The 23,801-nt window shown below is 71.2% G+C and carries 22 protein-coding genes and 2 pseudogenes; 9 read left to right on the top strand and 15 right to left on the bottom strand.

The window, feature by feature from the left end; genetic code table 11:
* Positions 1-3 precede the first annotated feature (3 nt).
* Both ACZ39I_RS18670 and ACZ39I_RS18665 read right to left on the bottom strand, forming a co-directional pair.
* Positions 4-150 (bottom strand): hypothetical protein, encoded by a 147-nt coding sequence (locus ACZ39I_RS18670; RefSeq protein WP_467245447.1) that lies wholly within the window; start codon positions 148-150, stop codon positions 4-6.
* A gap of 34 nt (positions 151-184) precedes the next feature.
* Complete coding sequence (locus tag ACZ39I_RS18665; RefSeq protein WP_467245446.1) at positions 185-1,474, bottom strand: cation:proton antiporter; 1,290 nt, start codon at positions 1,472-1,474, stop codon at positions 185-187.
* A 252-nt stretch (positions 1,475-1,726) separates the two neighbouring features.
* Here ACZ39I_RS18665 and ACZ39I_RS18660 point away from each other — a divergent pair, with 252 nt between their 5' ends.
* Positions 1,727-2,914, top strand: coding sequence for an MFS transporter (locus ACZ39I_RS18660; protein ID WP_467245445.1), 1,188 nt, complete (start codon positions 1,727-1,729; stop codon positions 2,912-2,914).
* Positions 2,915-3,215: 301 nt separating this feature from the next.
* On the opposite strand, the gene ACZ39I_RS18655 is transcribed toward ACZ39I_RS18660, so the two are convergent.
* Both ACZ39I_RS18655 and ACZ39I_RS18650 read right to left on the bottom strand, forming a co-directional pair.
* Positions 3,216-3,551 carry a hypothetical protein gene (locus tag ACZ39I_RS18655; RefSeq protein WP_467245444.1) on the bottom strand — a complete coding sequence of 112 codons (336 nt, stop codon included), beginning with the start codon at positions 3,549-3,551 and terminating at the stop codon, positions 3,216-3,218.
* A gap of 59 nt (positions 3,552-3,610) precedes the next feature.
* On the bottom strand, positions 3,611-4,306 hold the full coding sequence (locus ACZ39I_RS18650) for a type 1 glutamine amidotransferase domain-containing protein (protein ID WP_467245443.1): 696 nt from the start codon (positions 4,304-4,306) through the stop codon (positions 3,611-3,613).
* Positions 4,307-4,356: 50 nt separating this feature from the next.
* Here ACZ39I_RS18650 and ACZ39I_RS18645 point away from each other — a divergent pair, with 50 nt between their 5' ends.
* Entirely contained in the window at positions 4,357-5,301 is a 945-nt protein-coding gene (locus ACZ39I_RS18645; RefSeq protein ID WP_467245442.1) for a LysR family transcriptional regulator, read from the top strand.
* 184 nt (positions 5,302-5,485) lie between these two features.
* Positions 5,486-6,170: pseudogene (locus ACZ39I_RS18640) on the top strand (maleylpyruvate isomerase family mycothiol-dependent enzyme); the annotation flags it as partial.
* On the opposite strand, the gene ACZ39I_RS18635 reads toward ACZ39I_RS18640, so the two are convergent.
* Positions 6,167-6,547, bottom strand: a complete 381-nt coding sequence (locus tag ACZ39I_RS18635) for a MarR family winged helix-turn-helix transcriptional regulator (protein ID WP_451475544.1) — start codon at positions 6,545-6,547, stop codon at positions 6,167-6,169. The pseudogene ACZ39I_RS18640 and the gene ACZ39I_RS18635 overlap by 4 nt on opposite strands.
* 86 nt (positions 6,548-6,633) lie before the next feature.
* On the opposite strand from ACZ39I_RS18635, the gene ACZ39I_RS18630 reads away from it, so the two are divergent.
* Positions 6,634-8,121 (top strand): MFS transporter, encoded by a 1,488-nt coding sequence (locus ACZ39I_RS18630; RefSeq protein ID WP_467245441.1) that lies wholly within the window; start codon positions 6,634-6,636, stop codon positions 8,119-8,121.
* A gap of 73 nt (positions 8,122-8,194) precedes the next feature.
* On the top strand, positions 8,195-8,482 hold the full coding sequence (locus ACZ39I_RS18625) for a DUF6332 family protein (protein ID WP_467245440.1): 288 nt from the start codon (positions 8,195-8,197) through the stop codon (positions 8,480-8,482).
* Here the strand turns inward: ACZ39I_RS18625 and ACZ39I_RS18620 are convergent.
* The 3 genes from ACZ39I_RS18620 to ACZ39I_RS18610 all read right to left on the bottom strand — a co-directional run bounded on the left by ACZ39I_RS18620 (position 8,443) and on the right by ACZ39I_RS18610 (position 11,128).
* Positions 8,443-9,108, bottom strand: a complete 666-nt coding sequence (locus ACZ39I_RS18620; protein WP_467245439.1) for a response regulator — start codon at positions 9,106-9,108, stop codon at positions 8,443-8,445. The two genes, ACZ39I_RS18625 and ACZ39I_RS18620, sit on opposite strands and share 40 nt — an antisense overlap.
* On the bottom strand, positions 9,105-10,343 hold the full coding sequence (locus ACZ39I_RS18615) for a sensor histidine kinase (RefSeq protein ID WP_467245438.1): 1,239 nt from the start codon (positions 10,341-10,343) through the stop codon (positions 9,105-9,107). The genes ACZ39I_RS18620 and ACZ39I_RS18615 overlap by 4 nt, the downstream gene beginning before the upstream one ends.
* Positions 10,344-10,441: 98 nt before the next feature.
* On the bottom strand, positions 10,442-11,128 hold the full coding sequence (locus tag ACZ39I_RS18610) for a TetR/AcrR family transcriptional regulator (RefSeq protein WP_467245437.1): 687 nt from the start codon (positions 11,126-11,128) through the stop codon (positions 10,442-10,444).
* 146 nt (positions 11,129-11,274) lie between these two features.
* Here ACZ39I_RS18610 and ACZ39I_RS18605 point away from each other — a divergent pair, with 146 nt between their 5' ends.
* Positions 11,275-11,724: a nitroreductase family deazaflavin-dependent oxidoreductase gene (locus ACZ39I_RS18605; protein WP_467245436.1), complete on the top strand. Its 450-nt coding sequence runs from the start codon at positions 11,275-11,277 to the stop codon at positions 11,722-11,724.
* Here ACZ39I_RS18605 and ACZ39I_RS18600 read toward each other — a convergent pair.
* Complete coding sequence (locus ACZ39I_RS18600; protein WP_467245435.1) at positions 11,714-13,000, bottom strand: geranylgeranyl reductase family protein; 1,287 nt, start codon at positions 12,998-13,000, stop codon at positions 11,714-11,716. The genes ACZ39I_RS18605 and ACZ39I_RS18600 overlap by 11 nt on opposite strands.
* A 133-nt stretch (positions 13,001-13,133) precedes the next feature.
* Here ACZ39I_RS18600 and ACZ39I_RS18595 point away from each other — a divergent pair, with 133 nt between their 5' ends.
* From ACZ39I_RS18595 to ACZ39I_RS18585, 3 genes and pseudogenes are all read left to right on the top strand, one after another.
* A complete protein-coding gene (locus tag ACZ39I_RS18595) occupies positions 13,134-14,489 on the top strand; it encodes a M20/M25/M40 family metallo-hydrolase (RefSeq protein ID WP_467245434.1) in 1,356 nt (451 codons plus the stop codon).
* 65 nt (positions 14,490-14,554) lie between these two features.
* Positions 14,555-15,261: pseudogene (locus ACZ39I_RS18590) on the top strand (MBL fold metallo-hydrolase).
* The gene (locus ACZ39I_RS18585; protein ID WP_467245433.1) at positions 15,201-16,313 is read left to right on the top strand and encodes a protein kinase family protein; all 1,113 of its coding nucleotides are present in this window, start codon (positions 15,201-15,203) and stop codon (positions 16,311-16,313) included. Before ACZ39I_RS18590 ends, ACZ39I_RS18585 begins: the two are co-directional and overlap by 61 nt.
* Here ACZ39I_RS18585 and ACZ39I_RS18580 read toward each other — a convergent pair.
* From ACZ39I_RS18580 to ACZ39I_RS18555, 6 genes are all read right to left on the bottom strand, one after another.
* A complete protein-coding gene (locus ACZ39I_RS18580) occupies positions 16,214-17,335 on the bottom strand; it encodes an ABC transporter ATP-binding protein (protein WP_467245432.1) in 1,122 nt (373 codons plus the stop codon). The two genes, ACZ39I_RS18585 and ACZ39I_RS18580, sit on opposite strands and share 100 nt — an antisense overlap.
* Entirely contained in the window at positions 17,332-18,408 is a 1,077-nt protein-coding gene (locus tag ACZ39I_RS18575) for an ABC transporter ATP-binding protein (protein ID WP_467245431.1), read from the bottom strand. Before ACZ39I_RS18575 ends, ACZ39I_RS18580 begins: the two co-directional genes overlap by 4 nt.
* A 26-nt stretch (positions 18,409-18,434) precedes the next feature.
* Complete coding sequence (locus ACZ39I_RS18570) at positions 18,435-19,427, bottom strand: ABC transporter permease (protein WP_451475531.1); 993 nt, start codon at positions 19,425-19,427, stop codon at positions 18,435-18,437.
* A gap of 88 nt (positions 19,428-19,515) precedes the next feature.
* Positions 19,516-21,183 (bottom strand): ABC transporter substrate-binding protein, encoded by a 1,668-nt coding sequence (locus ACZ39I_RS18565; protein ID WP_467245430.1) that lies wholly within the window; start codon positions 21,181-21,183, stop codon positions 19,516-19,518.
* A 77-nt stretch (positions 21,184-21,260) separates the two neighbouring features.
* Positions 21,261-22,289 carry an ABC transporter permease gene (locus ACZ39I_RS18560; protein WP_467245429.1) on the bottom strand — a complete coding sequence of 343 codons (1,029 nt, stop codon included), beginning with the start codon at positions 22,287-22,289 and terminating at the stop codon, positions 21,261-21,263.
* A gap of 370 nt (positions 22,290-22,659) precedes the next feature.
* Positions 22,660-23,700 (bottom strand): NUDIX hydrolase, encoded by a 1,041-nt coding sequence (locus tag ACZ39I_RS18555; protein WP_467245428.1) that lies wholly within the window; start codon positions 23,698-23,700, stop codon positions 22,660-22,662.
* Positions 23,701-23,801: the final 101 nt, after the last annotated feature.

Raw genomic sequence — 23,801 nt, 5'->3', positions numbered from 1 at the left:
GGCTCACGTCATGACCAGGCCCGCGATCGCCACGCCCACGAGGGCGAAGGTGCGCAGCCCCGCGAAGACACCCAGGGTCAGCACGGCCGCCGCGGCCGCGGCCAGCGAGAGGCGAGCCTGCCACGGCCGGCTCCGTACGGTCGGTTCCATGGCGCCACCGTGACGTGCCGTGCCGGGGTGGTCCTCACCCCCGAAGGGCGATTCCGGTGCCGTCCGAGGAGGCCGGCGCGTCCTCGCGCAGGCCCGGTGTCCGGCCGGCCGCGGCGCGATACCAGCGGCCGTAGCGCCCGGCCAGGACTCCGGCGCTGACACCGTGGGCGTACACGCTGATCGTCACGGTCAGTGCCACGACCGCCGAGACCTGCTCGGTGCCGGGTATCCGCTCCTCGAGGACCAGCAGCCCGAGCACGATGGAGGCAAGACCCCGGGGCCCGAACCAGGCGACGTAGGCCACCGTGGGCGGACGGAGCCCCGAGCGGGCCAGGCTCAGCGCGACGGGCAGCCCGCGGATCACGGTGAGACTCAGCACCGCGTAAACCGCCATCCGCCAGGTGAGCTCGTTCAGCGCCGGGGCGAGAAGGAGCGCGCCGAACGCGAAGAAGCTCAGCATCGCGAGCAACGCGCCGAGCCGTTCGGTCAGTTCGCACTCCGGGTCCGGTGTCCCGCGCTCGGTGGGATGGCGCCGTACGGCGTTGCCGTAGGCCAGGCCGGCGACCCAGGCGGCGATGAACCCGCTGCCCTCCAGCGCGGCGGCCGCCGCGAACGAGGCGAAGGCGATCATCGCCGGCAGGAGCTGCCGCCACTCGCCTGCCGCCCAGCCGCGGCGCCGCGACCGCACCAGGGCCCACCCGGCGGGCAGGCCCAGCCCGATGCCGCACACGGTGGACAGAAGCAGGGCCCGGACCACCACCTCACCGGCGCCCGGTGTCCCCGCCCGGCCAGCCTCCTGGCCCGCGGCGGCGATGAAGAGGACGAAGAAGGGCACGCACAGACCGTCGTTGAGTCCGCTCTCGACATTGAGTCCCTGCCGGACGAGCGCCGGGACCCGGCGGTCGGTGATCGCGGGTTGCCCGAGGGCGGCGTCGGTGGGCGCCAGGATCGTGCCGACCAGAGCGAGCCCCCAGACACCGAGGCCCGGCAGCAGCGGCCATGCCGCCAGCCAGCCGAGGCCGATGGTCAGCGGCAGCCCGATGCCGAGCAGCCGTACGGGCAGGAAGTCGTCACGGCGCAGCTCCCGCGAGTGCACGCCGGCGGCGTCGGTGAACAGCACCAGTGCGAGGGCGGCTTCGAGCAGCGCCCGCACGGGTTCCACGTCGTGCGCGGGACTGACCAGGCCGAGCCCGGGCTCGGCCAGAGCCGTGCCGACCGCCACGAAGATCATGGGGCCGGACACCGCCCAGGCGGCTGCCCGGGCCGACACCAGGGCATATCCCGCGACGACCGCCGCGACGACGAACACCGCCCAAGCCGACATGAGCCGCTCCGCTCCGCCCTCCGTGTCCTGCGAGCCCTCCGTGTCCGGTGGCCGAGGCCATCCTGCGGGCCGGGGGCGTCACGGGGCCTCACTCGCGGAAGGTGAACCGGGCCACCGGGCCGGCCTGCGCGGCGGCTGGAGGAGACCGGTCAGCGGCTCAGCAAGGGCAGGCCCGGCACTTCCGCTCACCCGAACACCCTTGCCCACAATCGAGCACGCACCTACCCTGACTTTGTGCCGCTGATAAACAAAATGCGTACACGCATCGCCGTACCGGACAACTCCCTCACCCGACTCCGTATCGCCCTCACCGTCTTCTTCGCCGTCGACGGCTTCATCTTCGCCGGGTGGGTCGTCCGGATTCCCGCGATCAAGGAGCAGACCGGCGCCTCCGCCAGCGCCCTCGGCCTCGCCCTCCTCGGTGTCTCGGCCGGCGCGGTGATCACCATGACGCTCACGGGACGGCTGTGCCGCCGCTACGGCACCCACCGGGTCACCGTCGTCTGCGCCGTCCTGCTCTCCCTCAGCGTCGCCCTGCCGCCGCTCACCCACTCCGCGCCGGCGCTCGGCGCCGTACTGCTCGTCTTCGGCGCCGCGTACGGCAGCATCAACGTGGCGTTCAACAGCGCCGCGGTCGATCTGGTGGCCGCGCTGCGGCGGCCGATCATGCCCAGCTTCCACGCGGCCTTCAGCCTGGGCGGAATGCTCGGTGCCGGGCTCGGCGGGCTGGTCGCCGGAAGCCTGTCACCCACGCGGCACCTGCTCGGTCTCACCGTGATCGGTCTGCTCGTCACCGCCGTCGCGGGCCGGACCCTGCTGCGCATCCAGCCGCCGGCACCCCAGCAGGACACGCCGCGGCACCAGTCCGCACCCCGTCAGCCGGGCACCGGCACCCGCACCCGCGGCCTCGTCATCACCTTCGGCCTGATCGCCCTGTGCACGGCCTACGGCGAGGGGGCCCTGGCCGACTGGAGCGCCCTGCACCTGGAGCACGACCTGGACGCCACGCCCGGCGTCGCGGCGGTCGGTTACTCGTGTTTCGCGCTCGCCATGACCATCGGCCGACTGACCGGCACCAGACTGCTCGAACGACTCGGCCAGACCCGGACGCTGGTGGGCGGCGGCACGGTCGCCGCGCTCGGCATGCTGTTCGGCGCCCTTGCCCCGTCCGTCTGGGCGGCACTGCTCGGCTTCATGATCACGGGGCTCGGTCTGGCCAATCTCTTCCCCGTCGCCGTCGAGCGGGCGGGCAGGCTGGCCGGGCCGGACGGGGTCGCCGTCGCCTCCACCCTCGGCTACGGCGGCATGCTCCTCGGCCCGCCCGCCATCGGCTTCATGGCCGACTGGTTCTCCCTCCCCGTCGCCCTCACCAGCGTCGCGGCACTCGCCGCCACCGCCGCGGTGATCGCCACACTGACCCGACGCGCGGCAACAGCCTGACCGGGCTCCCGCCAGGTCACCGCCACCACGAGGCACAGTCCGGCGCCCCGGCCCCGATCACCACCGGACCCCGAAACGCACCCCAACCTCCGCCAACCCGGGGTCATGCACCGCACACCTGACGCACGACACCAACCTGACCACACCCCCGCCAGCCCATAACCACCACGAGAAACCGTCCGGCGCCCCGGCCCCGATCACCACCGGACCGCGAAGCACACCCCGACCTCCGCCAACGCCCACCACCACGCCGCGGCCACCCCCCGCCCCTGGCCTCCACGCGACGAATGGCTCAGCCGGATCACTCCGGATGAGCCACCGCCTCCTTCTGCAGCTGCACGGCCGCCAACAGGCTCAGCTTCGGCTCCGCCTTGCGCAGGGCGCGTACCGCCGCGACCGAGGTGATGTCGCCCGTGAAGCCGACGGCGGCCAGGCGGGAGCGGACCCAGCGGGCACGCAGCACCGTCTCGGTGGCGGCGGCGGTGGACTCGACGAGGGCCACGGCGCGTTCCAGCCCGGGGCGTTCCTCCGGCGGGGCCTCCGCCAGCGCCTGGCGCAGGGCCGCCGCCACGACGTCCGCGTCCCGGACGAGCAGCACGAAGTTGTGTTTCTTGTTCAGTCCCGCGATTACCGACATGCGGTCATCGTGGCGGTCATCTTCCGCGTCCGCCAAGCGACTTGAGGAGCCTCAGAGGCTCAGCCCAGCCTTTTCAGAAGTTCGACGGCGAGCGGCGCGGAGGATGCCGGGTTCTGCCCGGTCACCAGGTTGCCGTCGACGATCACATGCGGAGCCCACGGCTCGGCCACCTCGACCTGCACGCCGGCCTCGGTGAGCCGGTCCTGGAGCAGCCACTTGGCCTTGTCGGCGAGGCCCGCCTGGGTCTCCTCGGCGTTGGTGAAGGCGGCCACGCGGCGCCCGGCGAACGCGTTGGAACCGTCGGCCTTCGTGGCGGCGAGCAGCGCGGCCGGGGCGTGGCAGACGACCCCGAGGGGCTTGCCGCTCTCCAGGGCGCTGCTGAGCAGCCGGCCCGAGACCGCGTCGACGGCGAGGTCCTCCATCGGCCCGTGGCCGCCGGGGTAGAACACGGCCGCGTAGTCGTCGAGGTTCACCTCGTCCAGCCGCAGCGGGGCCTGGAGTTCGGGGGCCGAGGCGAGCACCCCGGCGATGCGGTCGGCGTTCTCCTGCCCACCGTTGACCTCGGCCGCGAGGCTGCCCTTGTCCACGGTCGGCACGACACCGCCCGGCGTGGCCACGACGATCTCGTGTCCCGCAGCCTTGAACGCCTCGTACGGGGCGACGGCCTCCTCGGCCCAGAAGCCGGTCGGGTGCTGGGTGCCGTCGGCCAGGGTCCAGTGGTCGGCGCCGGTCATTACAAAGAGGATCTTCGACATGATGAAACCGTAGTCCTCTCGTGTCATAGAAATCCAATAGGCTCATGCATATGAGGGATAGGAACAGCAATGGCTCCGAGGATGCGGGCCGGACTGTCGGCACCCCGCCCGACCTGAACCTGTTGCGGACCTTCCTCACCGTGTACCGCACCGGCTCCTTCACCGCCGCGGCCCGTCTCCTCGGCCTGTCCCAGCCCACGGTCACCACCCAGATCCGCACCCTGGAACGGCAGTGGGGCCGCGAGCTGTTCGAGCGCCGGGCGCGGGGCGTGACCCCGGCACCGTACGCGGACGAGCTCGCCGCCCGGATCGTGCACCCCCTGGACTCGCTCGCCGCGGTGGCCGGACCCGCCGGGGACACGGAGGACGCCCCGGCCGAGCCGGTGCATCTGGCCGGCCCGGCCGAGCTGCTGTCCCGCAGCGTCCTGCCCGGCGTGGCGCCCTTGGTGGACAAAGGGGTACGGCTGCGCATCACACCCGGTCTGACCGAACCGCTCCTGGACGACCTGCGCACGGGGCGGCACGACCTGGTGATCGCCACGTTCCGGCCGCGCGGCCGCGCGCTCACCGCCCTGCCGCTCAACGACGAGGAGTTCGTGCTGGTCGCCTCCCCCACCCGGGCCCAGCGGCTCGGCGCACCGGAACACCTCGCGGCCGCGCTGCACGGCGTCCCGCTCGTCGCCTACGCCGAGGACCTGCCCATCGTGCGCCGCTACTGGCGGCACGTCTTCGGGCGGCGCCTGGTGCAGCAGCCGGCCGTCACCATGCCCGACCTGAACGCGGTCAAGGCCGCGGTGGTCGGCGGAACCGGATTCACCGTGCTCCCCCGTTATCTGTGCGCCGAGGAACTGGCGTCGGGTGCACTGGTTCTGCTCAACGACCCCGACGACCCGCCCATCAACACGGCCTACCTGGTACAGCGCCCCGGCACCTCGGGCAATCCGCACGTGGCACTGGTCCGCGACCACCTGCTGCAGGCCGCCCGCGACTGGTAGCCCCGGCGGGGCCGGTGGCCGGGTGTCGTCAGGCACACTCCTCCCATGGAGACAGCCGAGTTCATCCGGATCCTGGACCGCGAAGGCCAGTACCTCTCGTCTCCCCGGAATCACCGTGACCCTAGGGCATGGGCACAGAAAACGCACAGGACCACGGCGACCCGTCCCCCTGCTTCATCCGTAGCTCGCGTCGGCCGCCGAGGAGGCCGGTCCCGACGCCAAGGTGCCGACCTGCCCGGAGTGGCAGGTGCGCGACCTGCTGCGGCACACGGGCACGGTGCATCGCTGGGCCACGGCGTTCGTGGCCGAGGAGCAGACCGACTTCCGCCCCTTCGGTGACGAACCCACCCTGGACGGGGAGGAGTTGCTGGTCTGGTTCCGCACCGGCCACCGCCGTCTGGTCGACGCTGGGCTCCGCCGCGCCCGACCTGCGATGCTGGCACTTCCTTCCCGCTCCCTCACCGCTCGCCTTCTGGGCCCGGCGGCAGGCGCACGAGACGGCCGTGCACCGCTTCGACGCGGAGGCGGCGCGCGGCGGCACCCCCGAGGAATTCGGGCGGGACTTCGCGGCCGACGGCATCGACGAGTTGCTCCGCGGCTTCCACGCCCGCGACAAGAGCCGGGTCCGCAGCGCCGAGCCCCGGGTGCTGCGGGTGCGGGCGAGCGACACGGACGGCGCCGTGTGGACCGTACGCCTGACCGAGGAGCCGCCGGCGACCTCGTACGGCGAGGCGGGGGACGCCGACTGCGAGGTGTCCGGGCCCGCCGCGCGGCTGTATCCGGCCCTGTGGAACCGGCTGCCGTTCCCGCGGGTGACGGGGGACGTGTCGGTCGCCGAGCTGTGGCGGGAGAAGTCCGGCGTGATCTAGGAGGATGCCAACATCCTTGTGAGGACCGCGCGTTGCACCGGCAGGGCGTCACGGTGCAGCGCGCGCCCCTTGGAGGTGAGTGAGACGCGTACGCCCCGCCGGTCCTCCGCGCACATCCCGCGCTCGACGAGCCCGTCCTTCTCCAGCCGGGCGACCAGCCGTGACAGCGCGCTCTGGCTCAGGTGGACCCGCTCGGAGATCTCCTGCACGCGGTAGTCGCAGCCGCCGTGGGCCAGGACGTCCAGTACCTCGAAGTCGCTTGCGCACAGGCCGTGTTGATGAAGAGCGCGGTCCAGTTCGCACTGCGTGCGCGCGTGCAGCGCCAGGATGTCCCGCCATTGCTCCGCGAGTGCCTGCTCGGGCTTCTTCGCCACCATGCGCGGCACCGTAGCAGAGAAGACGAATTATTGCATCGGAATTAAATGCGTTCGCATTCGATGCATGCGCATGTAGTGTCTTCGCCATGACCTCTCCGCTCACCACCCCCGCGGACCCGTCCTCAGCGGTCCGCTGGACACCCAGGCTCTGGGGCACCCTGCTGGTGCTGTGCGCCGCGATGTTCCTGGATGCCCTGGACGTGTCCATGGTCGGCGTCGCGCTCCCGTCCATCGGCGCCGACCTGGGCCTTTCCACCTCGACGCTGCAATGGATCGTCAGCGGCTACATCCTCGGCTACGGCGGCCTGCTGCTCCTGGGCGGCCGCGCCGCCGACCTGCTGGGCCGGCGCCAGGTCTTCCTGGTGGCCCTCGGTGTCTTCGCGGTCGCCTCTCTCCTGGGCGGCCTCGTCGACTCGGGCCCGCTGCTGATCGCCAGCCGCTTCATCAAGGGCCTGAGCGCGGCCTTCACCGCGCCCGCGGGCCTGTCCATCATCACCACGACGTTCCCGGAGGGCCCGCTGCGCAACCGCGCGCTCTCCATCTACACCACCTGCGCCGCCACCGGCTTCTCCATGGGCCTGGTGCTCTCCGGCCTGCTCACCGAGGCCAGTTGGCGCCTCACCATGCTGCTGCCCGCACCCATCGCCCTGATCGCGCTCGTCGCCGGTCTCAGGCTGCTGCCGCGCAGCGCCCGCGAGAAGGACCACAACGGCTACGACATCCCCGGCGCCGTTCTCGGCACCGCCTCGATGCTGCTCCTGGTCTTCACCGTCGTCCAGGCTCCGGAGTCCGGCTGGGCCTCGGCCCGCACCCTGCTGTCCTTCCTCGCCGTGACGGTACTGCTGACGGTGTTCGTCCTGGTCGAGCGGCGTTCGCCGGGCCCGCTGGTCCGGCTCGGCGTGCTGCGCTCCGGCACCCAGATCCGCGCCCAGCTGGGTGCCATGGCCTTCTTCGGCTCGTACGTGGGCTTCCAGTTCCTCGTGACCCTGTACATGCAGTCGCTGCTCGGCTGGTCTGCGCTGCACACCGCGCTCGCCTTCCTGCCCGCGGGCGCACTGGTGGCGGTGTCCTCGACGAAGGTCGGCTCGATCGTCGACCGGTTCGGCACCCAGCGGTTGATCCCGGCGGGCTTCGCCCTGATGGTCGTCGGATACGCGCTGTTCCTGGGGGTCGACCTGAACCCCGGTTACGCCGCCGCGATCCTGCCGTCGATGCTGCTCATCGGCGCCGCCTGCGCACTGGTCTTCCCGTCGCTCAACATCCAGGCCACCAACGGCGTCGAGGACCACGAGCAGGGCATGGTCTCCGGACTGCTCAACACCTCGGTCCAGGTCGGCGGTGCGATCTTCCTGGCCGTCGTGACCGCCGTGGTGACCGCGGGCGCCCCCGAGAACGCCACCCCGCAGGCCGTCCTCGACAGCTACCGCCCCGGCCTCGTCGTGGTCACGGCCATCGCCGCGGCCGGGCTGCTGATCACCCTCACGGGACTGCGCACCCCGCGCCGCCCGCAGCGGTCCGTCGTGGTCGCCAAGTCCCCTGTCCAGGAGGCGGAACGCGTCACCGTACGCGACTAGGGGGACGCCTCCGACACCGTGTGCCCGGCCGAGCTGCTTGCTCCGCCGGGCACACGGCTGTGAGACTCGGCGAGTGGAGACTTACGGGGGACGCCGGAACCAGGCCGAGCGGGATGCCATCACCGTCGAGATCGGATACGCGCTGTGCAGTGCGCTGTTCGCGGCGGCGGTGCTGTTCGGGGCGGTGGCCGGACCGGCGCTGCTGTTCGAACTGCCGGGAACCGTGGAGAAGTTGCTGCTGCGCATCGGGCTCACGATCGCGCCCGTGGTCTTCGTCGCCCGGGTGATCAGTGTGCTCGTGCGCTTCCGGCAGCAGCGCCCTCAGCCCAGCCAGCCGGGCCGTACCAAGCCCGACTCGTAGGCCAGCACCACCAGTTGGGCGCGGTCGCGGGCGCCGAGTTTGACCATCGTGCGGCTGACGTGGGTCTTGGCGGTGAGCGGGCTGACGACCAGGCGGCGGGCGATCTCCTCGTTGGACAGGCCGATCCCGACCAGGGCCATCACCTCCCGTTCCCGCTCGGTGAGCCCGGCGAGGGCGCCTTCGGCCGCGGGCTCCTTGGAGCGGGCCGCGAACTCGGCGATGAGACGGCGGGTCACGCCGGGCGAGAGGAGCGCGTCGCCGTCGACCACCGCCCTTACCGCGCGCAGGAGTTCCTCCGGTTCGGTGTCCTTGACCAGGAAGCCGGAGGCGCCGGAACGGATCGCCTCGAAGACGTACTCGTCGAGTTCGAAGGTGGTGAGCATGACCACCTTCACGTCCTTCAACGCGTCGTCCTCGGTGATGCGCCGGGTCGCGGCGAGACCGTCGAGCAGCGGCATCCGGATGTCCATCAGGACGATGTCCGGCCGCAGTTCGCGCACCTTGCGCAGCGCGTCCTCACCGTCCGGGGCCTCTCCCGCCACCTCGATGTCCGGCTGCGCGTCGAGCAGGGCCCGGAAACCGGCCCGCACGAGTGACTGGTCGTCGGCGAGCAGTACGCGGATCACCGGTCGTCCTCCTTGGCCTTCACCTCGAGCGGCAGTACGGCGAGCACCCGGAACCCTCCGTCGGGCCGCGGGCCCGCCTCGATCGTGCCACCGAGTGCGGCGGCCCGCTCCCGCATTCCGGCCAGACCGTTGCCGCTGCCGCCCGCGTCGGTGCCGGTCGCGGGCCCGTCGTCGTCGATACGCAGCCGTAGCGCGTCCCCGCCGGGATCGAGCCGTACACGCGCGTGCCGCGATCCCGAGTGCCGTACGACATTGGTGAGCGCCTCCTGGACGATCCGGAAGGCGGCGAGATCCGCGCCGGGCGGCAGGGCCGGCGCCGACCCCTCGACCTCGACAGTGAGGCCCGCGTCGGCCGCCTGGGACACCAGCTCGGGCAGGCGGTCGAGGCCCGGCGCGGGGGCGCGCGGTGCGTCACCGGGGGTGCGCAGCGTGTCGAGCACCTGGCGCACCTCGCCGAGCGCCTCCTTGCTGGCGGCCTTGATGGTGGTGAGGGCGGTGCGGGCCTGTTCGGGGTCGGTGTCGAGGAGGGCGAGGCCCACGCCGGCCTGGACGTTGATGACGGAGATGCTGTGCGCGAGGACGTCGTGCAGTTCGCGGGCGATCCGCAGCCGCTCCTCGTCCGCGCGGCGCCGAGCGGCCCGGGCGCGCTCGGCCCGCTCCCGGGCCCACTGTTCCCGGCGGGTCCGGGCCAGCTCCGAGACGGCGACGATGGCGACGACCCAGGCGGCGATCACACCCTCCTGCCCCCAGGGCGCGGCCGGGTCCCCGGCCGGGGGCAGCCACTGGTAGAGCCAGTGAGCCACCAGGACATGCCCGGCCCAGAGCATGCCGAGCGCGGTCCAGGCGGCCTTGCGGTGTCCGGTCACGACCGCGCTGAAGCAGGCGAGGGCGACGGTGAGGAACACCGGCCCGTACGGATACCCGGCCCCGAGGTACAGCATCGCCGCAGCCGCCGTACCGAAGACGACGAGCACCGGCTGCCGATGCCGCCACAGCAGCAGCCCGGAGCCGGTCACCAGGAGCACCCGTGCGAACACATCGAGCGCGGCCCGGTCACCGGCCTGCTGATGGGCCGCGTAGTTCGACCCTCCGAGCACGAAGAAGGTGAGCAGCAGGGTGGACGGCCACGGCCACCGGGCGCCCTGCCCGTCACCGCCGGCTCCGCGCCACCACGACGGCCCGTGCCGCCACCACCGCGGCGGACCGCCCCCGCGCACGCCCTGTTCACCGTCCATGACAGCCACGCTAGACGCCACCGCCCGGCCGGGGCGTCAGCCGAGCGTGGTGATCACGCGTACTCCCGGCGGCGTACGCCCGCTCCCGTCCCGGCCGGTCATCGGAGGCCCACCTCCCGCCCGAGCCGGGTGACGGCGCGCCGGAAGAACGTCTCCCGGTCCGCCACGATCCGGTTGAACTGACCGAACAGCTCGAATCCGACGAGGCCGAACAGCTGGGCCCAGGCGGCCACCAGCGCGGTCACCGCCTCGGCCGGGAGGTCGGGGGCGATGTCGGCGTTCATACGCTCGGCCTCGGGTCGCAGCTCCGGGGGCAGTGCGGGCAACGACAGACCGGGGCCCGTGTGCGCGTCGCGTGCGATGCCGATGAGGAGCAGGCCCACCCGGGACGCTGCGGGAATGGTCGTGGCGGGGGCGGTGTAGCCGGGGACCGGGGATCCGTAGATCAGCGCGTACTCGTGGCTGTTCTCCAGCGCCCACCGACGCACCGCCTCGCACACCGCCACCCAGCGCTCCACGGGGGCCTCGTCGCGGACCGCGTCGTGCGCCCGCTCCGCGCTCTCGCCCAGCGAGTCGTAGGCGTCGATGATGAGAGCGGTCAGGAGGTCGTCGCGGCTGGCGAAGTAGCGGTACAGCGCGGAGGAGACCATGCCGAGCTCACGGGCCACGGCCCGCAGCGAGAGCTTGGCGGCGCCCTCGGCGGCGAGCTGTCTGCGCGCCTCGTCCTTGATGGTGGCGGTGACCTCGATCCGGGCTCGGGCTCGGGCGCATTGTGCGGTACTCATGGGCGCCAGTCTCCCATGAAATGAGAGCGGCGCACACAAACGAGAGCACCGCTCTTGCTCCGACGCCCCGGCCGTGCCAGACTGAAGACCGGGAGAGAGCGGTGCTCACAAAAGAGAGCGACGCTCTCCCGAATCCTGGGGGTCACATGTCCACGCACGTACAGAAGCCCGGCTGGTTCACGGTCAACGTCCTCAACCGCTCGGTGGCCTTTCTGACCCGCCGCGGCTTCAGCGTCTGGGGCTCACGGGTCCTGGCCGTCCGGGGACGCAAGAGCGGCGAGTGGCGCACCACCCCGGTGAACCTGCTGACGGTGGACGGCGAACAGTATCTGGTCGCCCCGCGCGGCCACGTCCAGTGGACCCGCAACATGCGCGCGGCCGGCGGCGGCGAGCTGCACCTGGGCAAGAACGCGGAGGCCTTCACCGCCACCGAGGTGATCGGCGAGGAGAAGGTCCCGCTCCTGCGCGCCTACCTCAAGCGCTGGAAGGCCGAGGTCGGCGTGTTCTTCAAGGGTGTCGGTCCCGACTCCCCCGACGCCGACCTGCTGCGCATCGCCCCCGACCACCCCGTCTTCCGCGTCACGCTCACGAAGTGACTCCGTCGTCCGCGGCGCGCTCGGCCGGACGCGGGTCCAGCGCGGCCAGCGCCCGCTGGGCCATCGGCCGGCCCCGGACCAGCTCGCCCAGTGAGGTCGCGCCCTGGGTGATGTCCTTGAACGCGTTCCACGCGGGCCGGAAACCCGTCAGCGCCGCGTGGAACAGGCCGGGCCGGCGCTCGAACGCGGTCAGCATCCGCTTGCCGACGCTCATCTCGACGCCGAGGCCCGCCTTGACGGCGAACGCGTAGTTCAGCGCCTGGCGCCGGGCGTCCACCGCGTCGTGGGCCTCGGCGATCCTGACCGCCCACTCCCCCGCGAGCCGCCCGGAGCGCAGCGCGAAGGAGATGCCCTCGCGGGTCCACGGCTCCAGGAGCCCCGCCGCGTCACCGCACACCAGCACCCGCCCGCGCGAGAGCGGCGAGTCGTCGGCACGGCAGCGGGTCAGGTGGCCGGAGGAGATGCTCGGTTCGAACCCGGCCAGGCCGAGCCGCCCGATGAAGTCCTCCAAGTACCGCTTGGTGGCCGCGCCTTCGCCGCGCGCGGAGATCACGCCGACCGTCAGGGTGTCCCCCTTGGGGAAGACCCAGCCGTAACTGCCGGGCATGGGGCCCCAGTCGATGAGCACCCGCCCCTTCCAGTCCTCGGCGACGGTCTCCGGCACCGGGATCTCCGCCTCCAGGCCGAGGTCCACCTGGTCGAGCTTCACCCCGACATGCGCGCCTATCCGGCTGGCGCTGCCGTCTGCCCCGACGACCGCCCGGGCGAGGAGCGTCTCGCCGCCCTGGAGGACCACGGCGACGGTACGCCGGTCGGGCACCGCCGAGCCGTGCTGCTCGACGCGCTGGACGGTGACGCCCGTGCGCAGCTCGGCGCCCGCCTTCTGCGCGTGCTCGACGAGCTGCTGGTCGAACTCGGGCCGGTTGATCAGCCCGAACAGCATCTGCTTGGAGCGCCGGGTCCGCGTGAAGCGTCCGTTGTTCGAGAACGTGACCGCGTGCACCCGGTCCCGGAACGGCAGCTCGAAGCCGGGCGGCAGCGAGTCCCGCGAGGGGCCGATGATCCCGCCGCCGCACGTCTTGTACCGCGGCAGCTCGGCCTTCTCCAGCAGCAGCACGCGCCGCCCTGCCACCGCCGCCGCATAGGCGGCCGAGGCCCCCGCGGGGCCCGCGCCCACGACGACGACGTCCCACACCCGCTGTCCGTCGTCCCGTACGCCGTCCGCCGGGGAGTCGTCCGCCGAAGGGTCGCCCGCCGAAGTGTTCTCGCTGCTCACGATGGTCTGCTGCTCCCGATCAAGCCATTGCCGCACCTGTCTCCCGCATCCTACGGCGGGCCCGCCCACAGACCACTGTGGGAGGATCTACGGCACTCACAGGTACAACGTCGCACCCACAAGGAGCGTGCCCATGTCGTCGAATCCGGTCGCCGAGACCGTCGCCTCGCTGATGCCCAGGGCGCGGGCGGAGCTCAGCGAACTGGTGGCGTTCAAGTCGGTGGCGGACTTCGACCAGTTCCCGAAGAGCGAGAGCGAGGCCGCCGCCCGCTGGGTCGCGGACGCGCTCGCCACCGAGGGATTCCAGGACGTGGCACTGCTCGACACCCCGGACGGGACCCAGTCCGTCTACGGCCACCTGCCCGGCCCGGCGGGCGCGAAGACCGTCCTCCTGTACGCCCACTACGACGTGCAGCCGCCGCTGGACGAGGCCGGCTGGACGACCCCGCCCTTCGAACTGACCGAGCGCGACGGCCGCTGGTACGGGCGCGGGGCCGCCGACTGCAAGGGCGGCGTGCTCATGCACCTGCTCGCGCTGCGCGCCCTCAAGGCCAACGGCGGGGTCCCGGTCCACGTCAAGTTCATCGCCGAGGGCTCGGAGGAGCAGGGCACGGGCGGCCTGGAGCGGTACGCCGAGGAACATCCCGCGCTCCTGGAGGCGGACACCATCGTCATCGGCGACGCGGGCAACTTCCGCGTCGGTCTGCCGACGGTCACCGCCACCCTGCGCGGCATGACCATGATGCGCGTCCGGGTCGACACCCTGGAGGGCAACCTGCACTCGGGCCAGTTCGGCGGCGCCGCCCCCGACGCGCTGGCCGCGCTGATCCGCGTACTGGACTCGCTGCGCGGGAAGGACGGTACGACGAGGATCGACGGCCTCACGCCGGACGCGTCCTGGGACGGCCTGCAGTACGACGAGGAGCAGTTCCGGGCGGACGCCAAGGTCCTGGACGGCGTCGAGCTGATCGGTGACGGCACGGTCTCCGACCGCCTCTGGGCGCGCCCGGCCGTGACGGTCCTCGGCATCGACTGCCCGCCGGTCGTCGGCGCCACCCCGTCGGTGCAGGCGAGCGCCCGCGCCCTGATCAGCCTGCGGGTGCCGCCGGGCATCGACACCGACGAGGCGACCAGGCTGCTCGAGGCCCACCTGGAGGCGCACACCCCGTGGGGCGCGCGGGTGAGCACCGAGCGGATCGGCCACGGCCAGCCGTTCAGCGCGGACACCACCAGCCCGGCGTACGCGGCGATGGCGGAGGCGATGGCGGTGGCCTACCCGGGCCAGGAGATGCAGTACGCCGGCCATGGCGGCTCCATCCCCCTGTGCAACACCCTCGCGGCGCTCTACCCGCACGCCGAGATCCTGCTCATCGGCCTGAGCGAGCCGGAGGCCAAGATCCATGCCGTGAACGAGAGCGTCTCACCCGAGGAGCTGGAGCGCCTGTCGGTGGCGGAGGCCCTGTTCCTGCGCAACTACGCGGCGAGCTGACCCGACGGCTCTGCTGTCGGCAGAAGGCCCTCGTCCACGGACGGGGGCCTTTCTACGGTCGTCCCATGGACGTCATCGAGCTGCTCCCGCACCTCCACCTCCTGCGCTTCCCCGTCGGCCAGGCATACCTCTGGCGGGACGGCGACGAGTCGACGCTGGTCGACGCCGGCCCTGCGGGTTCCGCCGCGCCGATCGCCGCCCGCCTCCAAGGACCCCTACGACGGATCGTGCTCACCCACTTCTACGAGGACCATGTGGGCGGGGCGGCCGAGTTGGCCGCGGTGACCGGCGCCGAGGTATTGGCGCACCGGCTCGACGCCCCCGCCGTACGGGGTGAAGTGGCGGGCCCGCCACCGGTGTTCGAGGACTGGGAGCGCCCCCTGCACGCGGAAGCTCTACGGCACCTGCCGCAGGACGGGTTCGCGAGGCCGCCGAAGCTCACCGAGCTGTCCGAGGGCGATGTCCTCGACTTCGGCGGCGGAGCCCGGGTCGTCCATGTCCCCGGCCACACCCCCGGCAGCATCGCGCTCCATCTCCCTGCGCACGGTGTGCTGTTCACGGGGGACGCGGTGGCCGCGTCCCGTTCGACGGAAAAGTGATGCTCGGCGTGTTCAACGTCGACCGGGCCCAGGCCGTGGACTCCTTCGCGAAGTTGGCGGCACTCGACGCGAGCATCGCCTGCTTCGGCCACGGGGACCCGATCATGGGGCCATGGACACCCTCCCCCGTCTCCGCACCCACGCCGACACCGCCACCTCCCTCGCCCTCCTGAGCGACCGGGAGCTCGCCGACCTCGTGGCGTCGGGCACCCCCGCGGGCACCGGGATCGGTGGCCGGGCGACCCTGCTGGAGGTGGACGGCGTACGGGTCTTCGTGAAGCAGGTGCCACTCACCGACACCGAGCTCCACCCGGACCACGTCCACTCCACGGCGAACCTCTTCGACCTGCCCGCCCACTGCCACTACGGCATCGGCGAGATCGGCAGCCCCGGCTTCGGTGCCTGGCGCGAACTGGCCGTGCACGAGATGACGACCAACTGGGTACGCTCGGACCGCTTCCCGGGCTTCCCCTTGCTGCACCACTGGCGGGTGCTGCCCGACACCCCGCAGCCGCTCCCCGAGGCGCTCGCCGACGTGGAGCGGGCCGTGACCTACTGGGGAAATTCACCAGGCCTCAGGGAGCGCATCGAGGCCCTGCGCACCGCGTCCGCGAGCCTGACCCTGTTCCTGGAGTACGTGCCGCACACCCTCCACGACTGGCTCTCCGCCCAACTGCGCACGCCTGACGCCGACTCGGCGTGCACCCTCGTGGAGCGGGGGCTGGAGGCCGTCACCGGTTTCCTCCGCGCACAGCAACTCGTCCACTTCGACGCCCACTTCGGCAACATCCTCACCGACGGACACCGGCTCTACCTCACCGACTACGGACTGTCCCTGTCCAGCCGATTCCAGCTCACCGCACGAGAAAGCGACTTCCACGCCCGCCACCGACGCTACGACCGCGCCTACGCCCTCTCCTACCTGGTGCACTGGCTGGTCGTGGACCAGTACGGCCTCCCCAGGGACGAACGCGAGGACTTCATCCGCGCCTGCGCCGACGGTCACCGCCCCGAGGGCATCCCCGGGGCCGCCGCCGCACTCATCTCACGTCATGCCCGACTGGCAACCGAGGTCGGTGACTTCAACCGGCGGTTTGTACAGGCAAGCAGGCTCACCCCCTACCCTCACGACGAAGTCGACGCGATCTCTCCCGACGCGGTCAGCCGCGGGTCGAGCACGATGTCCTCGTCCCGGGCCTCGACGCTCGGTTCCTCAGGAAAGTGACAGGCGGTCAGGTGGTCCTCGGCATTGCCCGTCAGGCGCACCAGGGGCGGCTCCTCCGTCGCGCACCGGTCCTGTGCCTTCCAGCACCGGGTACGGAAGCGGCAGCCGGAGGGAGGGTCGACCGGTGAGGGGACGTCCCCCGCCAGCCGGATGCGCTCCCGGCGCCGGGTGCCGTCCGGGTCGGCCTCGGGGACCGCGGACAGCAGTGCGTGGGTGTAGGGGTGCCGGGGCCTCGTGTACAGCGTCTGCCGGTCGGCGACCTCGACGATCTTGCCGAGGTACATCACCGCGACCCGCTCGCAGAAGTGCCGTACGACGGCGAGGTCGTGGGCGATGAAGACGAACGCGATGCCGAACTCCCGCTGGAGGTCCTGGAGCAGGTTGACGATCTGCGCCTGGATGGACACGTCCAGGGCCGACACCGGTTCGTCGGCCACGATGAGTTTGGGCCGCAGCGCGAGGGCGCGGGCGATCCCGATGCGCTGGCGCTGGCCCCCGGAGAACTCGTTCGGGTAGCGGTTGTAGTGCTCGGGGTTGAGCCCGACCGTCTCCAGCAGTTCCTGGGCGCGCCTCTTGTGACCCTGCGGCGGATTGATGCCGTTGAGCCGCATCGGTGTCTCGACGATCGTGCCGACCGTGTGCCGGGGGTTCAGCGAGGAGTACGGGTCCTGGAAGATCATCTGGAGGTTTCGGCGGGCCTCCTTCATCCGGTTCTCCGGGGTGTGGGTGATGTCCTCGCCGTCGAACACCACCTTTCCGGCCGTGGGTTCCAGCAGCCGGGTGACCAGGCGGCCCGTCGTCGACTTGCCGCAGCCGGACTCGCCGACCAGGCCGAGCGACTGGCCGGCGCCGACCGTGAAGTCGATGCCGTCGACGGCGTGCACGGCCCCGATCTGCCGCTGGAAGACGATGCCGTGGCGGATCGGGAAGTGCTTGGTGAGGCCGCTGACTTCGAGCAGGTGCTCCCCGGCGGCGGGCTGTGTGGTGCTCACGGCATGCTCCTGTTCGTCCGCCGCCCTCACTGCGCGGCTCCGGCGGCCGTACGACCGCGGATCTCTGTTCTGGTCTCCGGGGTGAGGTGACAGGCGGCGAGGTGCCGGCCGGTTCCGGCGACGGCCACCAGTTCGGGCCGTTCCGCCGCGCAACGCCCGCTGGGCACCCGGCCCTTGTAGGTGCAGCGGGGGTGGAAGGCGCAGCCGGAGGGAGGGTTGATGAGGCTCGGCGGGGAGCCCGCGATGGGGTTCAGCCGTCGCTCGACGTCCCCGGTGATCTGCGGCATCGACTCCAACAGACCCCAGGTGTAAGGGTGCTGGGGCTCCTTGAGCACATCGCGCACGGTGCCGTACTCGATGCGGCGGCCGCCGTACATCACCAGGATGTCGTCGGCGATGTCGGCCACCACACCGAGGTCGTGGGTGATGAGGATGACCGCGGAGCCGAACTCCTCCTGGAGATCGCGGATCAGGTCGAGGATCTGCGCCTGGACGGTGACGTCCAGGGCTGTCGTGGGCTCGTCGGCGATGAGCAGTTCGGGGTCGCAGACCAGCGCCATGGCGATCATCGCGCGCTGGCGCATGCCGCCGGAGAACTGGTGCGGGTAGTCCCGCGCCCGGCGTTCGGGCTGCGGGATGCCGACCCGTTTCAGCATCTCCACGGCGCGCTCCCGCGCCTCCTTCTTCGAGACCTTGTGATGGACCCGGTAGGCCTCGGCGATCTGGGCGCCGACGGTGAAGTACGGGTGCAGGGCGGACAGCGGGTCCTGGAAGATCATGGAGACCGTCCGGCCGCGCAGCGCGCGCATGTCGCGCTCGGGAAGGGAGACCAACTCCCTGCCGTCCAGCCGGATCTCGCCCGAGACGTCGGCGCGCGTGCCCTTGTGCAGCCCGAGCAGGGCCAGCGAGGTGACCGACTTTCCCGAGCCGGACTCGCCGACGATGCCGAGGGTGCTGCCCTTCTCCAGGGTGAAGGAGACGCCGTCGACGGACTTGACGATGCCGTCCTCGGTCGGGAAGTGCACCCGTAGATCCCGTACGTCGAGGAAGGGCGCGGCCGCGGGATCGGCGGCCGCCGGTTGCGGTGAGGTCTGGAGGGACACGGCGTTTCCTTGCTGCGGTGAGGGGCTCAGGCGAGGCGGACACGGGGGTCGACGAGGCCGTAGACCACGTCGACGACCACGTTGGCGAGCACGACGAAGGTGGCCGCGAAGAGCGTGGTGCCGAGGATGACCGGCAGGTCGGAGTTCTGCACCGAGTCGACCGCGAGCTTGCCGATGCCGTTGATGCCGAACACCGACTCGGTGATGACCGCGGAGCCGCCGATCAGGGAGCCGACGTCCATGCCGAAGATGGTGATGATCGGGGTGATCGCGGCCCGCAGGCCGTGCTTGAGGACGACCCGGCCGGTGGACAGGCCCTTGGCCCGGGCGGTGCGCATGTAGTCCTCGGCGAAGACCTCCAGCATGGAGGAGCGGGTGAGCCGGGTGTACAGGGCGAGGTAGACGATGACCAGGGTGGCCCACGGCAGGATCAGCCCCTGGAACCAGGCGCTGGGGTCCTGGGTGATCGGGGTGTAGCCGGAGGCCGGCAGGATCTGCCACTTGTCGACGAACAGGTAGAGCAGCAGCAGGCCGACGAAGTAGATCTGCACCGAGACACCGAGCAGGGCAAGTCCCACCGCCGCCTTGTCGGCCGCCCTGCCCCTGCGGACCGCGGCGAGGGTGCCGAGGCCCACGCCCAGGATCAGGAAGAACACCGCGGCGCCGAGACCCAGCGACAGGTCCGCGGGGAAGTCGTCCAGCAGGGTCGACAGGACCGGGCTGTCGGTCTGGAAGGAGATGCCGAGGCAGGGCGCGCCGCAGTGCACGCGCACGCTCTGGTCGCCGAAGTCCCGGCCGACGAAGAGTCCCTTGAAGAACTCCCAGAACTGGGTGAGGAAGCTCTGGTCGAGCCCGAGCGAATGCTTGATCTCGACCAGCCGGGAGGGCGAGCAGGTCTTGCCGCAGGCCAGGAGCGCGGGGTCGGACGGCAGCGCGAAGAAGATCACGAAGGTGATCACGGTGATCACCAGCAGGATCGCGGCCGCTGCCAGCAGGCGCCGGATGAGGTAACGAAGCATGTCGTGCTGGACCCTGACGTGAGAGGGGGTGTGCCCGCCGGCCGGGGCCGCCGGCGGGACTGGGAGGGCTGCGTCAGTTCCTGACGCGTCAGCTCTTGACGTAGGCGTGGACCAGGCTGGGCTCGGCGAGGATGGGGTCGGAGATGACCCCGCCGACCTTGGAGCCTGCCAGCTCGCTGAAGTTCATGTACATCAGCGGGACCACGGCGGCGTCCTTCATGATCTGCTCGTCCAGGGCGCCGTAGGCGGCGTCGGCCTGCTTGACGTCGGTCATCTTGGCGATCTTGTCGATCTGCGCGTTGACCGCGGGGTCGTTCAGGTACGACAGGTCCTGGTTGGACTGCGGCAGCTTCGCGATCTGCCGTCCGTCGAAGAGCACGGGCAGCACGGTGGAGGCGTTCGGCCAGTCCGCGATCCAGTCGCCCCACGTGAGGTCGTACTGGTTCTTCACGTTGTCGATGGTGCTGAAGTAGTTCGCCGCGTCGATCGGCGTGATGTTCACCGTGATGCCGATCGCGCCGAGCGAGGTCTTCACGGCGTCGGCGAAGTGCTCCTCGGTGGTGGTGTTCTCGACCGCCAGCGACATGGTGAGCCTGGGGTTGCCGGCCTGCTTCATCAACGCCTTGGCCTTGGTGGCGTCCCCGGCGGGGTCGGTGCTGTAGAAGTTGAACTTCTGGTAGCCGCCGATACCGGGGCTGAGCATGGTGCTCGCGTAACCGCCGTACGCCGAACCGCCGAACGCGCCGCGCACGGTGGTCTTGTCGATCGCGTCCTCGATGGCCTGACGGACCTTCAGGTCCTTGACCCGGGTGGTGTTGATGGCGAGGTAGTTGATGCCCGGGGCCGGGATGTTGTAGAGGCGGGACTTCAGGGACGGGTCACCGGAGATCGTCGTCAGGTCGGAGCCCGCGATCGGCCACTGCATGATCGAGGTCTGGGCGGTACCGGCGTCGGACTTGATCTGCTGGTCGATCGCCGACTGGTCCTGCCCGAGCTTCACGTCGATCTCGTTGACGTTCTGCTGCCGGATCGGGTCGGTCGACTGCTTCCAGGCGGTGTTCCTGACGAGGACGAGTTCCTTGTTCTTGGTGTACGACTTGATCATGTACGGCCCGTCGGAGCAGACGTGCGTGTCGTACGTGGCACCCGTGTCGTGGGCCTTGGGCACCGCCGACCAGCCGGGCATGGCGGTCGTCTGGTTGAAGTCCGCGACGGGCTGGCCCAGATGGAACACGATCGTGGACGCGTCCGGCGTCTGGATCGAGGCGAGTTCCTTGCCCGAGTAGGGCCCCTTGTAGGAAGAGCCGCCCACCAGCCACTGACTGGCGTACGGCGGACCGCCGTTGATGTCGGGCGAGAAGGTCCGCTCGACGCCGTACTTGACGTCCTGTGCGGTGACCGCCTTGCCGTCCTGCCAGGTGACCCCCTTGCGCAGGTGGAAGGTCCACACCGTGTCGTCCTTGCTGGGCGTTCCGGTGTCGGTGGCCAGGTCGCCGACGAGCTTGGGCCGGGACCCGGTCTCGTCCCACCCGGTCAGGGTGCGCACGAGCTCCTGGTCCATGCTCGAACCCTCGGTGGTGTAGACGCGCTGGGGGTCGAGGTGGTCGAAGTCGGCGTGGTCGAGGACGGTCAGCGTGCCGCCCTTGGCCGGGGAGCCGCTCCCGGTGGTGCTGGAGGAGCCCCCGCATGCGGTGGCCCCCAGTGCGATCGCCACGGCGGTGGCCGCGAGCGCGATCGAGCGCCTTCTGCGCGTCATGAGGTAACACTCCGTTCTTCTACGGGCTCGGCGGCGGCCCAAGTGGGGCCGGGTACGCCGGTGTTGAGAGGACCGCGTCAGCCGCGGGCCGCGCGGGGATCCAGGGCGTCCCGGACGCCGTCACCGAGGAGGTTCAGCGCCAGGACGAGCATCAGCAGCAGGACTCCGGGGACGAACAGGTACATGGGGTCCTGGAGGAAGAACTGCGAGGCGTCCGACAGCAGCGCCCCCCAGTCCGGGTTGGGCGGGATGACGCCCACGCCGAGGTAGGACAGGGCCGCCTCGGTGGTGATGTTCTGCGGGACGGCCAGCGCGAAGGAGATCAGCACCGGCGCCCACAGGTTGGGCAGCAGCTGGCGGAACAGGATGTGCCACCGTCCGGCGCTCATGATCCGCGCGGCGTCGACGAACTCGCGCTCGCGCAGGGACAGGACCTGTCCGCGCACCAGCCGGGCGGTGTAGGCCCAGGCGAACACCGCGATGTTCAGGACGAGGACCAGCAGCCGGAGGTTCTCATCGGTGCCGCCGTGGCTGTTGGTCTGCATCGCGTTCTGGATGACCGGGGTCAGCGCGATGATGAACAGCAGCTGCGGGAAGGCCAGCATCACGTCCATGATCCGCGACAGCACGGAGTCCATCCAGCCGCCGGAGTACCCCGCCGCGAGACCGGCCACGACACCGACGACGGTGGACAGCACGGCCGAGGCGAAGCCGACGACCAGCGAGGTGCGCAGTCCGTAGACGATCCGGGCGAACAGGTCGTACCCCGTGCCCGGTTCGACGCCCAGCAGGTGGGTGAGGCCGATGCCGCCCAGTGCTCCGCGCGGGAAGTTGCCGGTGTCCGGGTCGATCGCCCTGCCGTCGGGGGTGATCGGCCCCCAGCCGGTGACCGCCGTCAGGACCGGGGCCAGCAGCGCGATCAGGATGAAGAACACCGTGATCACGAACGCGGCCATGGTGACCTTGTCCCGTCTGATGCGCCGCCAGGCCATCCGGGCGGGCGAGCGCCCGGTGATGACCGTGCCGTCGCTCCGCGGGTCCGGCGAGGGTTCACCGGCTTGCGTGGTGCCGGTGTCGGCGGGCATCGGCTGCTGTTGCGTCGTCATCGTGCGGACGTCCCGGGTAGGTGCTGGGGCTGGCGCGGAGTTTTCGCCGTCGCCAACGGACAGGGTCTCGTCATGGGGTGTTCCCTGAGGGGAAAGACGTCGGTCGCCGGCCGTTGTCGGCGCCGTGAGACTGAGCGGACTGTCGCAACCCGCCAAGAGGCCGGTCAAGGCGGAAAATGACCGGAAAGGGGATTGTTTGCGCTCCTTGCCAAGAGTTGACGAGGGCGGGACGTTTCGTTAGCTCTGACATGGAGGTATCGCGACGATTTACTTGACGGGCTCTCGCACCCCGCTTGCCTGAATCGAACGTGCCTCGAACATGACGAAGCCCCGTCGGCGGCGGTGCGCACCGACGGGGCTCATCCGGAGGTCAGCCGACCGGCACCCCGGCTTCCAGGTACAGCGCCGCCCCGCGCTCCCGGGCCCGCAGCGCCCACCTGAGCCGCTCGTAGCGCACCGGCGGCAGCAGCTCCGCTGCCTCCTCCTCGCTGGCGAAACACCAGCCGCGCAGTTCGGGACCGGGCAGCAGGACACCTCGCGCCCGGGTGGAGTCGAGCCGCCCGCCGTCGAAGAGGAGGCGCAGTCCGCCGTATCCGGGAGGGGCGGGCGGTTCCCAGTCGACGACCAGGAGACGCGGTACGTCATCCAGTCGGATGCCGGTCTCCTCAGCGACCTCGCGCATCCCGGCCCGCGCGGGCGCCTCACCGGGCTCGACGACGCCGCCGGGGAACTCCCAGCCGGCCTTGTAGGTGGGGTCGACGAGCAGCACCCGGTCCTGCTCGTCGAAGAGGAGGACCCCGGCGGCCACGGTCTCGGCGGTGGGCTCGGGGGTCTGCACGATGTCGCACACGGGCACGGTCCCGGCGCCGAGGTCCTCGGTGATGCGGGCGGCCGTCTCGTACGGGGTGAGTGCGCTGGTGTCGATCGGATGGGCGTCGGCGGCGAGCCAGGAGGCGAGGGCGGCCCGGTAGGGCGCGATGCGGTCGTACGCCCAGTGCCCCTGCCCCACCCCGCCGAGCGGAAGGGTCGGCGGGGTCTCCCGCCCGGCTATTCGCTCACGCAGGATCGTTTCCGCCGGAGCGAGGAGAATGTGGTGGACAGCGATCCGGCGGGCGGCGAGCCCGCCGAAGATCTCGTCGCGGTACTCCTGGCGCAGCAGGGTCATGGGGACCACGAGGGTCCCGCCGAGTTCGGCGAGCATCGCGGCCGCCGTGTCGATCACCAGTCGTCGCCAGATCGGCAGGTCCTGGAAGTCGCCGACCTCGGCGAGGTGCTTGGCCGGCAGCAGCCGCACGACCGCCGCGCCGATGTCCTCGGGGTCGAAGAGCGTGCTGTTCGGGATCAGTTCGATCAGTTCCCGTGCGGTGGTGGTCTTCCCCGCACCGAACGCGCCGTTGATCCAGACGATCACGGACTCCCCCTCTTCTGTTTGGCCCCCTGAGGCTTGCCCGTTCCACCCTGCCACGGAAACCAGCCGCAGATGAGGGCGCACAAACGCGGCACCGCGGTCCT

This window comes from Streptomyces sp. NPDC024687 (genome assembly GCF_055559055.1).
Note: the sequence above shows the minus strand (reverse complement) of the source record. Positions and strands in the feature narration are given on the sequence as shown.